The 12,342-nt window shown below is 65.7% G+C and carries 15 protein-coding genes; 6 read left to right on the top strand and 9 right to left on the bottom strand.

The window, feature by feature from the left end:
* Positions 1–5 precede the first annotated feature (5 nt).
* Positions 6–452, top strand: coding sequence for a nitroreductase family deazaflavin-dependent oxidoreductase (locus KRR38_RS28750; protein WP_217406800.1), 447 nt, complete (start codon positions 6–8; stop codon positions 450–452).
* On the opposite strand, the gene KRR38_RS28745 is transcribed toward KRR38_RS28750, so the two are convergent.
* The 6 genes from KRR38_RS28745 to KRR38_RS28720 all read right to left on the bottom strand — a co-directional run bounded on the left by KRR38_RS28745 (position 453) and on the right by KRR38_RS28720 (position 4,560).
* A complete protein-coding gene (locus KRR38_RS28745; RefSeq protein WP_217406799.1) occupies positions 453–1,508 on the bottom strand; it encodes a phosphotransferase family protein in 1,056 nt (351 codons plus the stop codon). It lies immediately after the preceding gene.
* Positions 1,505–2,380 carry an LLM class F420-dependent oxidoreductase gene (locus KRR38_RS28740; protein WP_217406797.1) on the bottom strand — a complete coding sequence of 292 codons (876 nt, stop codon included), beginning with the start codon at positions 2,378–2,380 and terminating at the stop codon, positions 1,505–1,507. Before KRR38_RS28740 ends, KRR38_RS28745 begins: the two co-directional genes overlap by 4 nt.
* On the bottom strand, positions 2,380–3,180 hold the full coding sequence (locus KRR38_RS28735; RefSeq protein ID WP_217406795.1) for an alpha/beta fold hydrolase: 801 nt from the start codon (positions 3,178–3,180) through the stop codon (positions 2,380–2,382). Before KRR38_RS28735 ends, KRR38_RS28740 begins: the two co-directional genes overlap by 1 nt.
* On the bottom strand, positions 3,180–3,977 hold the full coding sequence (locus KRR38_RS28730; RefSeq protein WP_217406794.1) for an SDR family NAD(P)-dependent oxidoreductase: 798 nt from the start codon (positions 3,975–3,977) through the stop codon (positions 3,180–3,182). The genes KRR38_RS28735 and KRR38_RS28730 overlap by 1 nt, the downstream gene beginning before the upstream one ends.
* A 62-nt stretch (positions 3,978–4,039) precedes the next feature.
* A complete protein-coding gene (locus KRR38_RS28725; RefSeq protein ID WP_217406793.1) occupies positions 4,040–4,261 on the bottom strand; it encodes a hypothetical protein in 222 nt (73 codons plus the stop codon).
* A gap of 125 nt (positions 4,262–4,386) precedes the next feature.
* Positions 4,387–4,560: a hypothetical protein gene (locus KRR38_RS28720; protein ID WP_217406792.1), complete on the bottom strand. Its 174-nt coding sequence runs from the start codon at positions 4,558–4,560 to the stop codon at positions 4,387–4,389.
* Between the two features lie 193 nt (positions 4,561–4,753).
* Between KRR38_RS28720 and KRR38_RS28715 the strand changes: the two genes are divergently transcribed.
* The 4 genes from KRR38_RS28715 to KRR38_RS28700 all read left to right on the top strand — a co-directional run bounded on the left by KRR38_RS28715 (position 4,754) and on the right by KRR38_RS28700 (position 8,836).
* Positions 4,754–4,966 (top strand): hypothetical protein, encoded by a 213-nt coding sequence (locus KRR38_RS28715; protein ID WP_217406791.1) that lies wholly within the window; start codon positions 4,754–4,756, stop codon positions 4,964–4,966.
* Between the two features lie 47 nt (positions 4,967–5,013).
* The gene (locus tag KRR38_RS28710) at positions 5,014–6,633 is read left to right on the top strand and encodes an alpha-amylase family glycosyl hydrolase (RefSeq protein ID WP_217406790.1); all 1,620 of its coding nucleotides are present in this window, start codon (positions 5,014–5,016) and stop codon (positions 6,631–6,633) included.
* A 1-nt stretch (position 6,634) separates the two neighbouring features.
* On the top strand, positions 6,635–7,693 hold the full coding sequence (locus KRR38_RS28705) for a glycosyltransferase family 4 protein (protein ID WP_217406789.1): 1,059 nt from the start codon (positions 6,635–6,637) through the stop codon (positions 7,691–7,693).
* A 138-nt stretch (positions 7,694–7,831) separates the two neighbouring features.
* Entirely contained in the window at positions 7,832–8,836 is a 1,005-nt protein-coding gene (locus KRR38_RS28700; protein WP_217406788.1) for a transporter, read from the top strand.
* Between the two features lie 102 nt (positions 8,837–8,938).
* Here KRR38_RS28700 and KRR38_RS28695 read toward each other — a convergent pair whose 3' ends face one another.
* Positions 8,939–9,604, bottom strand: a complete 666-nt coding sequence (locus KRR38_RS28695) for a DUF3313 domain-containing protein (RefSeq protein ID WP_217406787.1) — start codon at positions 9,602–9,604, stop codon at positions 8,939–8,941.
* Between the two features lie 233 nt (positions 9,605–9,837).
* Between KRR38_RS28695 and KRR38_RS28690 the strand changes: the two genes are divergently transcribed.
* Positions 9,838–10,707 carry a bile acid:sodium symporter family protein gene (locus tag KRR38_RS28690; protein WP_217406786.1) on the top strand — a complete coding sequence of 290 codons (870 nt, stop codon included), beginning with the start codon at positions 9,838–9,840 and terminating at the stop codon, positions 10,705–10,707.
* Here the strand turns inward: KRR38_RS28690 and KRR38_RS28685 are convergent.
* Both KRR38_RS28685 and KRR38_RS28680 read right to left on the bottom strand, forming a co-directional pair.
* Positions 10,698–11,597: a formylglycine-generating enzyme family protein gene (locus tag KRR38_RS28685; protein ID WP_217407514.1), complete on the bottom strand. Its 900-nt coding sequence runs from the start codon at positions 11,595–11,597 to the stop codon at positions 10,698–10,700. The two genes, KRR38_RS28690 and KRR38_RS28685, sit on opposite strands and share 10 nt — an antisense overlap.
* Positions 11,598–11,636: 39 nt before the next feature.
* Complete coding sequence (locus tag KRR38_RS28680; RefSeq protein WP_217406785.1) at positions 11,637–12,320, bottom strand: YidH family protein; 684 nt, start codon at positions 12,318–12,320, stop codon at positions 11,637–11,639.
* Between the last annotated feature and the right edge of the window lie 22 nt (positions 12,321–12,342).

The raw sequence follows: 12,342 nt of genomic DNA, 5'->3' as shown, positions 1-12,342 counted from the left end.
ACCACATGAGCGATACCCCGCCACGCAGCAATATCGGCACCGACCTCACGCTGCTCGGCGACGAGCACGTGAAGAAGTACCGCGAGACCGACGGCGAGATTGGCTACATGTGGAACGGCGCGACCGCCTGCCTGCTGACCACCAAGGGTCGCAAGTCGGGCGAGGACCGGACCATCGCCATCATCTACAAGCAGGTCGGCGACCGCTATGCGATCATCGCTTCGAAGGGCGGATCGCCGACGCACCCGATCTGGTATCTCAACGTCGAGGCCGATCCGCACGTCAGGATGCAGATCAAGGGCGAGAAGTTCGCGGGCGTGGCCCGCATCGCCGAAGGCGCCGAACGCGAGGAGCTGTGGCAAGCTTCGCTCGGGCAGTGGCCGAACTACGACGTCTATCAGTCGCGCACCGACCGCAAGATTCCCGTCGTCGTGGTCGAACGGGCTAAGTAATCAGTCCGCGATCGGAAGATTGAGCCGCCGGGCCAGCGAGCGCTGGTCTGGCGGTTCCACACCCCAGACCTTGGCCGTGCTGACCGAGAGGCAGCGCAGCTTGAGCGCCATAAAATCTTCGTACCAGTCGATGTCCTCGGCGCTGAGGCCGGTGACCTCGCTCCATAGCGCTATAGTCTCCTCGCGCGTGCCGAGGCCGGCGAGCGGCGGACGCCCGGAAGCCGGGCCGTGCTTGGTGTCGGCCATAGTAAGCCACCAGGCGAGATCGTTGAGCGGCCCGCCGAGCGAAGGCTGCTCCCAGTCCATCACCGCGATGACCTCGAAATTGTCGTCGAACATCATGTTGACCATTTCGGCCCCGCCCCAGACCAGCCCAAGCGGCTGGTTGAGCGGCCAGCGTTCGCGCAGGTTGGCGAGCGCGGCGTCGAGGATCGGCCAGCGGCGGTCCGCACTGATCCATTCGACGAAGCGGACATATTTGTCCCACTCCTGATCGAGGCCTGAGCGAGCGCCCTCGGGCCCTTCGAGGAAGGCGAAGTGTTCCACCGGCAACATGTGGATCGTCGCCATCGTCCGCACGCCGCTTTCCCAGAGCCGCGCACGCTGCGTCGGAGTGGCGTCGGCGATCCAGCCGCTCTCGGCATAGGGTGGGCGGCTGACGGGCACTCGTCCCTGCACCTTGCGCATGACGAAGAACGGCGCGCCGATCACCGCATCGCTTTCCTCCAGCCACAGCGGCTCGGCCACCGGCACCCAGCCGCGTTCGTGGATCAGCCGCATCACCCGGTACTGCGCATCGAACAGATCGTCGGGAAAGACCATGTTGGCGGTCGGCTTGACCCGCACCACGAGACCTTCGGTGATCGTCCGGCCGCCCTCAGTCCAGCTTGCGTCGAACAGAATCGTCTCGTGCGACATGCCGGCGCCCGAGGGATAGGTCAGATTGCCGATGGCGATGTCCCGGACCTGTGGCATCCGCGCGCCGAGCCAGCCGGCGAGTTGTTCCGCTAGGACATCGAGATCCCGCGTCCGCGGCGCGACGAGCGTGCTGCTCATGAGAGTACCGTCGGCGCAAGTTCACGCCAGATGCGCCGGGCCGTTTCCGGATCGCTCGTGCCGATCGGCCCGAGGATCGCCTGCAGGCAAACGTGATCGGCCCCCGCCTGCAGATGAGAGGAAAGCCGCTCCGCGATCGTCCCCGGCGTGCCCCAGACGAACAGCGCATCGATCAGGCGGTCGCTAAGCGTCTCGATGTCGTTCTCGTCGAAACCCAGCCGCAGCCAGCTGTTGCGATAGTTCGCCAGCCGGGCATAGCTCGAAAGCTGCTCGCGCGCCTTCTGTCGGGCGCTGGTCGGGTCGCTGTCGAGGACAACGCCCTGCTCCGGCGCGAGCCAGGCGTCTGGCCCCAGCCTTTCGCGGGCGATCGCCGTGTGTTCAGGCGTTACCAGATAGGGATGCGCACCCGCCGACCGATCGCGCGACAGGTCGAGCATCTTCGGCCCGAGCGCCGCGATGCAGCGGCTCCCGGCCGGGACGCCTTCCGCATCGAGACCATCGAGGTAGGCCGCCATCTTGGTCAGCGGCTGACGCCAGGCCTCGCCGATCGCCAGGGCATGGCCGACGCCGAGGCCCAGCATGACGCGCTCCCGCCACGCCGGATCGAGGCCGCGCCACCAGGCGCCGACTTCCGCCGGCTCGTGCATCCAGATGTTGAGGATGCCGGTGGCCACGATGCAGCGCTGCGTCGCATCGAGGATCAGGTCGATCCGCTCCAGCAGGTCACCGCCGCGGCCGCCGGGAAACCAGATCGTGCCGTAGCCCAGATCCTCGAGCTCCGCTGCGGCCTCACGAACGAAGCCCGGATCGCCGAAGCGGAAATCCGATGCCCAGACGCCGATCCGGCCTGCCTTCTTCCACTCGCTCGCCATCAGCGGCCCTCCTGTCTATCAAGGAATGCGATCACGTGCCGGGCGACGGCCTCGGGCTGTTCGGGAAGGATTGCGTGGCCGCAGTTGTCGACTTCGACATAGCTGGCCCGCTCGCCCAAAGCCTCTGCCGTCGCCCGGCCCGCTTCCGCAGCCATCATCGCATCGTTGAGCGGCATGACGATCAGGATCGGCCCCTCGCCGCCCCGCCACCACAGCGCAGGATCGGTCCGCCCGATCGCGCCGGCAACTCCCGCCGATTGCGGCCACCAGCCGTCCAGCCAGACCGACGGGTCATTGCCGGGGGCGAAGAAAGCGGTGCGCATCGCCTCGATCCGTTCGGCATCGGAAAGGCTCTCGTCATGACAGCGCGGCATCGCGGCGATCACTTCGGGCGCCACGGGCCGCACGGCAAGATCGTGGCCGCCACACGGCATGACCGTAACCGAGCGGGCGATCTCGGGCCGGAAGCTTGCCGCGGCGCGGACGCAGACGTTGCCCAGAGCATGGCCCACGAGATGCACCGGGCCGTCGCAGAGGCGGCCGACGACTAGCGATATGTCGTCGGCGATGTCCTGCAGCGTCAGCCCATCGAGCGGGCCCGCGCTACGCCCGGCATTTCGCGGATTCACCGCGAGCGAGCGGTAACCGGCAGCGGCCAGCGCCTGCTGCAAATGGGCGAAGTCCGAAGCCCCGCGCATCGCCGAAGGCACCAGCACGACGTCGGGCCCTTCCCCCGCCACCAGCACTTCGAGCCGCACGCCGCGCGCCGCGTCCTCGATCAGTTCGACCGTCTGCTCCATCAGGCTTTCCTGTCGCCGCTCGAGTGGGGAAAATGGACCATCGTCCCGCCGTCGACGACGAGCGTCTGGCCAGTCATGAACGACGACATCTCGGACAGCAGGAACAGCAGCGGCTTTGCGATCTCGTGCGCGCGGCCGAAGCGCTGCATCGGCACGCCCTCGGAGGCGGCCATGGCATCGAGCCGCGCCTGGGCCTCCTGCTCGGACATCGGCATGGCATCGGTCAGCCGCGGCACCGCGGTGATGTCGGGTGCGACGCAGTTGATCCGGATGCCCTGCCCCGCCCACTCGTCGGACAGCGTGCGCGCCAGCGACATGACGCCAGCCTTGGCTATGCCATAGGCGACCTGGTTGCGCGCGCCGTAGTAGCCGCTGACCGAAGCCACCATGGCGATCGATCCGCCGCGTTCACGCAGCATGTGCCGCCCGGCGGCATGGCAGACGAACATCTGCGAATAGAGGTTGAGCCGCATCTGCGCTTCCCAGTGCGCGAGATCGGTCTCGATGAACGGGGCCATCTTCACCAGCCCGACGATGTTGGCGACGCGGGTGAGACCGCCCAGCGCGGCATGGGCTTCGTCGACCATCGCCGTGGCACTTTCGGGATCGGTGACGTCGCCGATCACCGCGACACCGCCAACCTCCTTCGCCACCGCTTCGGCCCGCTCACGATCGATGTCGGCAATGGCCACCCTAGCGCCCGCCTCGGCCAGGAGCAGCGCGGTCTCGCGCCCCGAGCCGTATCCTCCGCCCACGACGAGCGCAGGCTCCCCTTCCAGGCCGAAAATCACTTTCATGGCGTTCCCTCTCGCCGCGCAAGGTCATCCAGAAGCGGCTGGCGAGCAAGGGAAATTGCTTGTTACACTGCTGCTTCGTCGCGCTGATAAATCGTCCAGACCCCGCCTTCGCCGACCTGGACCGAAAAGGCGTAAGAGCCATCGCGGAACACGTCGGCCTCGTCGTAATGCAGGCGACTTATGGTGTGGAGCACCGAATCGGCGGTGACCGCCGTGAGTTCGGTGCGAGCGGAGCGATCGGTTCGCAAAATCGTGAAGTGCGGCACGACGATGGTCCCAGACACTGGCGGGAGCACGCGATGACTGTCTCTCTGTCGCTGGCGGGCCGGGAATGGCAAGCGATGGTGTCAATGAAACACGGCTGAGTACGACGGGCAATAACATGGATTAAAGGGGGTGATCGAAAGTCTTACCGATTGCTTCCGCTCGTGCGCATCTCGCGATCGGCCTTGTCGAGCTTTTCCAACAGATCCTCGAACGGCGAGACGTCTTCGATCGGGTAGATTCGCTTCAGATTGTTCCCCACGGCCTTCATGTTGGCTTCGGTCAGGAAGGCGACGGCGACGATGGGTTCGCGCTTCACGGCATGGATCCTCTCCGGCGTCCTCGTCCGCCTCCTTTCGCAACACTCCAATACGCCGATGGGTTCCGCTACGTGGGACTGCGCCGCCGAATTGGCAGTTCTCCGGGCCGGACCGTTGGCCGCGCGGGGCGGCACGCTGTGCTGCTGGAACCCGAAGGCCTCTCCAGCGCTTCTCCAGCAAAGGAGATATACGATGATCGGTAAATTGCTCGGAGCTGTCGTCGGAGAGCGCGTCGCGCGCAGCGTCGGCGGGGTCAGCGGGACCGGCGGCGCGTTGATCGGTGCCGCCGTGCCAATGGTGCTACGGCGCCTCGGGCCGTTGGGCCTGATCGCGGCTGCGGCGGGCGGCTATGCCCTCAAGCGCCACTATGAAAAGCAGCAGAGAGTAAGCGTGCCGATCGGCTAAGTCCGGCGATCACCGAACCTTTGTCGCCCCCATGCGTTGTGAGGCGCATGGGCGGTGCATTTGCAGAGGATGTCGAGCGGCCTTGGTGGGAACCCGGGGTGATCTATCAGATCTATCCGCGCTCTTTCCAGGACAGTAATGGCGATGGGATCGGCGACCTCGAAGGCATCCGCCGGCGGCTCGACCACGTCGCCAGCCTCGGCGTGGATGCCATCTGGCTATCGCCGATCTTCCCCTCGCCGATGGCCGACTTCGGATACGACGTTGCAGATTACCGCGATGTCGCCGGCATGTTCGGCGATCTCGCGGCATTCGATGCGCTGCTCGCCGAGGTGCACCGACGCGGCCTCAAGCTGCTGCTGGACCTGGTGCCCAACCACAGCTCGACTGAGCATCCGTGGTTTATCGAAAGTCGTTCCTCGCGCGACAACCCGAAGCGCGACTGGTACTTCTGGCGCGATCCCGCGCCGGACGGCGGCCCGCCGAACAACTGGACCAGCGACATGGGCGGCTCAGCCTGGGAATTCGATGTCGAGACACGACAATACTATCTCCACACCTTCCTCAAGGAACAGGCCGACCTCAACTGGCGCAACCCCGCTGTAAACGCAGCAATGACCGACGTCGTTCGCTTCTGGTTCGACCGCGGCATCGACGGTTTCCGTATCGACGTCCTCTGGCACTGCATCAAGGCCGATGACCTGCGCGACAATCCGCCCAACCCGGCCTTTACGCCCGAGATGGGCGAGAAGCTGAAAGTGCTGCAGCACAACTCGGCCAACCAGCCCGAGATCCACGACATAGCCGCGGCCTTCCGCGCATTGGCCGACCAATATGGCGCCAAGGGGCAGGAACGCCTGCTGGTCGGCGAAATCTTCCTGCCGCTCGATCAGCTGATGACCTACTACGGCAGCGCGGAGAAACCCGGCGTCCATCTGCCTTTCAATTTCCAGCTGCTCGAAGCACGCTGGGACGCAGCGGCGCTGGCCAAGCTCATCGCCGACTACGAAGCCGCGCTGCCGCCGGGCGGCTGGCCCAACTGGGTGTTCGGTAGTCACGATGCGCCGCGGATCGCCGGACGGCTGGGCGAAGCCCAGGCGCGGGTCGCGGCGATGCTGCTGCTGACCCTGCGCGGCACGCCGACGCTCTACCAGGGCGACGAACTCGGCATCGGCAAGGTGACGATCCCGCCCGACCGCATCCGCGATCCTCAGGACCTGCGCCAGCCCGGTCTCGGCCTCGGCCGCGACGGTGCCCGCACGCCGATGCCGTGGGACGACAGCGCCCATGCCGGGTTCAGTACGACCGAGCCCTGGCTGCCGCTCAATGACGACTGGTCGATGCGCAATGTCGCGGCCCAGGATGAGGATCGCAATTCGATGCTGAACCTCTACCGCCGCCTGCTCGCCTTGCGCCGGAGCCATGCCGCGCTGAACGTCGGCGACTTCGCAGTGCTGCCGTCCGATCCGGAGGTGCTGCAGTACGAGCGCCATACCGAGACGGAGCGGCTACTCATCGCGCTCAATCTCGGGACACAGCCGCGGCGCATCCAGATTCCCGCCGGCACCCGGATCGCCGAGCCGTTAGTCTCGACAATTGTGACCCGGCACTTCGACGGCGGCCTCGCCGCGAACGAAGGCCTCGTTCTGCGCATGGAGCCGCGCTGACATGCGGATCGCCATGCTCGCCCCGATCGCCTGGCGCACACCGCCGCGCCACTACGGCCCGTGGGAGCTCGTCACCAGCCTGCTGACCGAAGCGCTGGTGGCGCGCGGCGTCGACGTCACGCTGTTCGCCACGCTCGACAGCCAGACCACGGGCAAGCTGGCCGGCGTCGTCCCTGCGCCCTATTGCGAGGATTCGACGATCGACGCCAAGGTCTGGGAACACCGCCACCTGGCACACCTGTTCGAACAGGCCGACCGCTTCGACTTGATCCACAACCAGGCCGATTTCCCCGCGCATGCCTTCTCGCGGCTGGTCGACACGCCGATGGTCACGACGATCCATGGCTTCTCGTCCGAGCGTATCCTGCCGATGTACAAGCCGTTCGAGGACCGCATCCATTATGTCGCGATCAGCGAGGCGGACCGGCATCCCGACCTGCGCTATGCCGCAACGATCCACCACGGCATCCCGCTCGGCGATTTCCCGCTCGATCCGATCGGCAGCGAGGATCTGCTCTATTTCGGCCGAATCCATCCCGACAAGGGCACGCGCGAGGCGATCGATACGGCGCTTGCGGTGGGCCGGCGGCTCCACATCTACGGGATTATCCAGGACCAGGGCTACTACGAGCGCGAGATCCTGCCGGATATCGACGGAGATCGGGTGATCTATCATGGCGCGGTCGGCGGCGAGGCGCGCTCGCGGGCACTCGGGCAGGCCCATGCACTGCTGCACCTGATCAATTTCGCCGAACCCTTCGGACTTTCGGTGATCGAGGCGATGGCCTGCGGCACCCCGGTAATTGCCATGCGCCGCGGCTCGATGCCCGAGATCATCGACCACGGCCGCACCGGTTTCCTCGTGGAAAACCTCGAAGACGCTGCGGCGGCCATCGATCGGGTCGCCTCGATCGACCGCCGCGCAGCATCCGCCGCCGTCGCGCGGCGCTTTTCCGTTGACCGGATGGCGGAGGATTACCTCGCACTCTATCGCAGGATTCTTGGCGGCGAACGTTGGGAACGTCCTGCTAGACATATCCCGGCCCATCGCGCTGCCTGACCAGCATTCCCGCGCCTGACAACCAATGCCGCACATTCCCCTCGGTGACGCGTCGCGACAATCGAGGGTTATTCCTGATGCAACAGAGCTTTCGCCCCGCCCATCCTGATCGCGCACCACCGATCAGGAGCGTAAGTCATGATCGCCCTCAGATCATTGCGGCATTTGCCGTTCGGCGCCGCAGCCATGCTCGGCGGCCTCCTGGCGCTCGCGGCGAACCCGGCATCGGCCACGGAAGGCGGCACGAGCCTCTACCTGCTGGGATCGGGCGGCCCCGAGGCCGCGATCCTCCCGCCGGTAGAAGGAGTCTATTTCGACAATACCTACTACTTCTACGGCGGCGATCTCTCGGCAGACCAGAATCTGGTGGTCGGCGGCAACGTCGCGGCCGGCCTGGACGTCTTCCTGGCCGCGCAGTTCGTCACGTTTCTCTGGGTGCCGTCGACCGATTTTCTGGGCGGCACGGTAGCCGTTGGCGGGATCGTTCCGTTCGGCGCACCGATCGTCAGCGCATCGGCGATCGTTCGCGGGCCACGCGGCGGGCAGCGCCAGTTGTCGCTCCACGACGGCACGCTGACGGTCGGCGACCCCGTCATCACCGCGGAGCTCGGCTGGAAATGGGACAGGCTTCACCTGACCGCCAGCGGCATCGTCAACATTCCAGTCGGCGACTACCACGAGGGCGAACTCGCCAACGTCGCCTTCCATCGCTGGGCGGAGGACCTGTCGCTGGCGGCCAGCTGGCATGATCCCAAATCCGGCTGGGATATCAGCGCCAAGACCGGCGCCACGATCAACGGCGGCAACGATTTCACCCAGTACGACAGCGGCAATGAATTGCACGTCGAGGCGGCCGTAGAGAAGACCTTCTCGCCGAAGTTCTCTGCGGGGATCCAGGGATACTACAACGAGCAGATCAGCGGCGACAGCGGTGCGGGCGCGGTGCTGGGTCCCAACGAGGGCCACGTGGCGGCGCTCGGCGGGACCCTCGCCTACAACACCGTCCTCGGCCGCAGCCCGGCGACGATCCGTGTCCGCCTGTTTCAGGAGTTCGCTGCGAAACGCCGGACCGAGGGCACGGCGGGCATGCTCAGCCTGACGATTCCCCTCAAGATGAACCTGCCCGCACAGGGCGCCGAATAGGCAGGCCAAAAAAGTTTAGGCCCAAAAGTTTAGGCGAGGCTCATGCCCCGCCTAAACAGTATCGGACTCGGCACCGATACATTCCGCGCCTGTTCCGTTCCGTCAGGGGTTGTCGGCCTTGGCCTCCACCAGCCGTTCGCGAAGCTTCTTTGCGATATTGCCCGCAACCGCTTTCACCGTGTCCGTGGTCGACACCGTCGCCTTGATGTCGAGGGCATCGGGCGCCTCCCGGCGAACCACGGCAGCCAGAAGCTCGCCGCTGCGGGAATCGAAGATTTCTATCGCGAAGAGAACCGATCCCGAGAAAGTACCCTTCTTCCCCGTCGCGCTCTTGACGACGTTGGTCACGAGACCGAGCGGCATGACCGACGAGACCGTACCGACCCCACCGGTAGTCTTCCTGGCGCCGACCAGTGTCATGCGCAGCCGCATGGTATTGGCCGCGGGCGCCTGGACGAGCCGGAAGGACCTGGCCAGCTCTTCCCGCAAGGCGTCGGTCATCAACTGGGCGAACTTGACTCGGTCCGGCTGGGGAATGTCCTCGAACTGGGCATCCGTTCCGCGATAGACCACCGTCGGCTGGATTTGCAGCGCGGTGTATCGGGCGAGATGGAGGTCGGGCTTGATGTAGGTCCAGGATTCCTTCTTGTCGTGTTCGAGTTGCTGGGCAGAGGCCAGTGCCTGGGGGGCATTATCCTGCGTCTGAGCCGCGGCCCGGCCACCTGCCAAGCAGGCCGCCAGGAGAATCAGGTTTATCGCGCGCAGCATGGCAGCCTCCTGTTTCGGACCCGGTGCAGCAATTGCCGGTGACGAACCTGAGACCTGCGGCCTGCCGCCGCTATCGGGATTATCCCGCATTGCCACGCGCGGTTGTTGCCCGCTTCGGGATCTCGCGCCGGTTCGCTCGCGCTGCACAAAATCCGGCACGCTCTTGCGGGTTTTCCCCGATCACATTCGCAGAGCGGCGCGGCGATCCTGCAGCGGAACGAGGAGAGCCGCCGATGGAGGCCATCAAGCAGTTGCCGCCGATCCTGCTCACCGTCAGCCTCGGCCTCCTTGTGGTCGCGGCGGGAATGGCCTCGAGCCGCGGTGACTTCGTCTACGTGCTCCGCCAGCCGGGGCTGCTCGCCAAGGCCGTGCTCGCCATCGTGGTCATCCCGCTCCTGACGGCGATGATCGTCCTCCCGCTCTTGCCGATTTCGCAGCCGGCTAAGGCGGGAATCCTGCTGATGGCGATTTCGCCGGTGCCGCCCGTGATGCCGGGAAAGGCGCTCAAGTTCGGCGGCGATGCCCAATATGTCTATGGGCTGCAGGCCGCGTTCGCACTGCTCGCGATCCTTACCGTTCCGCTGCTGGGATCGTTCATCGCCGCATTCTACGGGGTCGACGCGCAGTTTCCGGTCGGCGTCGTCGCAGGCCACATATTTCTGGGCCTGATCGTACCGCTTGCGATCGGCCTGGTGCTCGGCCGCTGGCTGTTTCGCGGCGCATCGCCCGCGGTGCCGCAGCGAATTTCGACCGTCGCCAACGTGCTGCTGCTGATCGCTTTCGCTCCAATCCTGATCTTTGCCTGGCCGCATATCCGCGAACTGATCGGCGATGGCTCGATTGTGGCCATGGCGCTGGTCGTCGTGCTGGCGCTTGCCGGCGGCTATCTCCTGGGCGGGCCTGCGCTGGCCCATCGCTCGACGCTGGGCTTCGCGGCGGCAATCCGTCATCCGGGCATCGCGCTGGCCCTGGCCGGCGCCAACCACAGTGACAAACCGATATCGGCCGCCGTGCTGCTATTCATGGTCGTCGGGATCATCGTCCTGATACCCTATCAGATCGTTCTCGGCCGAAAGCTGCGCGCACCGACCGATCAGGGCTGAGGCGGCGGCCTGATCGCGCAGCGAAAGCCGACGTGCGAGGTCGATGTGTCCACCGGGTGGGCATGGCGCGCCGCAGGCCGATAGCGCCGGCAATAGTTGGGCGCGCAAAGGTGCGAGCCGCCTTTCAGAACACGGCGCGGAATCGCGGCTGGGTCCGACGGATCGACGCTGCGGGTTCGGCCCGTGCTGCAGCAGGTGCTGGTCGGCTCGGGCGCGAATGACCACCAATCGGCGGTCCATTCCCAGACATTGCCGATCATGTCGTAGAGCCCATGGCCATTGGCGGGATAGGTGCCGACCGGCGAGGTGCGCAGCCACCCGTCGTCGCCCGTGTTCGCGTAAGGAAACGGGCCTTGCCAGACGTTCGCCTGATGAACGCCGCCCGGCACGAAGCTGTCGCCCCAGGCGAAGTCTGCTCCCTCCAGGCCGCCCCGCGCGGCGAATTCCCATTCGGCCTCGGTCGGCAACGAAGCATTTGCCCAGACGAGATAGGCCTCGACATCGACCAGCGCGACATGAACCACCGGATGGTCAGGCAGGCCGTCGATGCCGCTGCCGGGACCATGAGGATGGCGCCAGTCGGCACCGGGCAGAAAGGTCCACCACTGGCTGGCCGACCCTCTGTCATCCACCTGGCGCGTCGGCATTTCGAACACCAGCGATGCCGGCACCAGCATCTCGGGCAGGGCGCCGGGGTAGTCGTCGGCATCGGGCGCGCGCTCGGCCAGGGTGCGATAGCCGGTCGCGGCGACGAAGTCGGCGAACTGGGCATTGGTCACCGGAGTCCGATCGATCCAGAAGCCATTCACCTGCATGGTCCTTTCGGGACGTTCTTCCGGATAGTGACGGTTCGAACCCATGGTGAACCGGCCGCCTTCGAGCCAGACCATGTCGCGCGGAGCGCGGTGACTGGGCTGCGTTGCCATGGGTCAGCTCCGCGCTGCGATGAAGTCCATCAGGATTCCGACTGCCGCCGAAAGGCCCACAATGGTCAGCGCTATCGCCACGATCAGCGTCAGCGACACAGGAAACCGGCTTTCCGCGTGGATGAGCCCTTCCTCGGTCATCATCTCGCGCGTGCCGCGCAGCTCCGTCGCAAAACGCAACTGCCTGATGATCCCGCCTACCAGCAGGACAACCCCGAGAACGATGAGTGAAAGACCGAAGGTCCTTGGCGTGTGCGTCTGATGGATCATCCCCGCCTCGACCAACTTCTTGAACGCCTGGTAGATCGTGAAGCCGAAGCTGATCAGCGACAATGCGGTGCGTATCTCGGACATCAAAGTGCGGTCTGCGCTCATCCGGGTGCGCTGGAACGACATGCCGGTTCGCCGCATCGACATCTCGGTGCGGTTGTCCGACAGCGCCGTGCGATGCGCGGACAGGTCGGTGCGGAATTCGGACAGATCGGTTCGATGCTCCGACAGGCCGGTACGAAACCGCGAAAGCGTGCTGCGATAGTGCGAGAAAGTGGTCGACATGGTGTCGGCATCGTCGCTTTCGACGTCGGGCAACTCGGGGACCTCGATGGGTTCGAACCGATCCGGCCGCTCGGGCAGATCCGTCGAGGTCCGCGAACTGGCAGGACCATTGCCATTCTTGCGTCCCACCATCGGGGATTCTCCTTTGCGCTCG

Origin of the sequence: Novosphingobium sp. G106 (genome assembly GCF_019075875.1) — a bacterium.
Lineage (GTDB): Bacteria > Pseudomonadota > Alphaproteobacteria > Sphingomonadales > Sphingomonadaceae > Novosphingobium.
Note: the sequence above shows the minus strand (reverse complement) of the source record. Positions and strands in the feature narration are given on the sequence as shown.

Excerpts from the sequence above, each read along its gene's own strand:
- KRR38_RS28750 (WP_217406800.1), top strand. The coding sequence starts at position 6 with ATGAGCGATACCCCGCCACGCAGCAATATCGGCACCGACCTCACGCTG.
- KRR38_RS28745 (WP_217406799.1), bottom strand. The coding sequence starts at position 1,508 with ATGAGCAGCACGCTCGTCGCGCCGCGGACGCGGGATCTCGATGTCCTA.
- KRR38_RS28740 (WP_217406797.1), bottom strand. The coding sequence starts at position 2,380 with ATGGCGAGCGAGTGGAAGAAGGCAGGCCGGATCGGCGTCTGGGCATCG.
- KRR38_RS28735 (WP_217406795.1), bottom strand. The coding sequence starts at position 3,180 with ATGGAGCAGACGGTCGAACTGATCGAGGACGCGGCGCGCGGCGTGCGG.
- KRR38_RS28730 (WP_217406794.1), bottom strand. The coding sequence starts at position 3,977 with ATGAAAGTGATTTTCGGCCTGGAAGGGGAGCCTGCGCTCGTCGTGGGC.
- KRR38_RS28715 (WP_217406791.1), top strand. The coding sequence starts at position 4,754 with ATGATCGGTAAATTGCTCGGAGCTGTCGTCGGAGAGCGCGTCGCGCGC.
- KRR38_RS28710 (WP_217406790.1), top strand. The coding sequence starts at position 5,014 with ATGGGCGGTGCATTTGCAGAGGATGTCGAGCGGCCTTGGTGGGAACCC.
- KRR38_RS28705 (WP_217406789.1), top strand. The coding sequence starts at position 6,635 with ATGCGGATCGCCATGCTCGCCCCGATCGCCTGGCGCACACCGCCGCGC.
- KRR38_RS28700 (WP_217406788.1), top strand. The coding sequence starts at position 7,832 with ATGATCGCCCTCAGATCATTGCGGCATTTGCCGTTCGGCGCCGCAGCC.
- KRR38_RS28695 (WP_217406787.1), bottom strand. The coding sequence starts at position 9,604 with ATGCTGCGCGCGATAAACCTGATTCTCCTGGCGGCCTGCTTGGCAGGT.
- KRR38_RS28690 (WP_217406786.1), top strand. The coding sequence starts at position 9,838 with ATGGAGGCCATCAAGCAGTTGCCGCCGATCCTGCTCACCGTCAGCCTC.
- KRR38_RS28685 (WP_217407514.1), bottom strand. The coding sequence starts at position 11,597 with ATGGTCTGGCTCGAAGGCGGCCGGTTCACCATGGGTTCGAACCGTCAC.
- KRR38_RS28680 (WP_217406785.1), bottom strand. The coding sequence starts at position 12,320 with ATGGTGGGACGCAAGAATGGCAATGGTCCTGCCAGTTCGCGGACCTCG.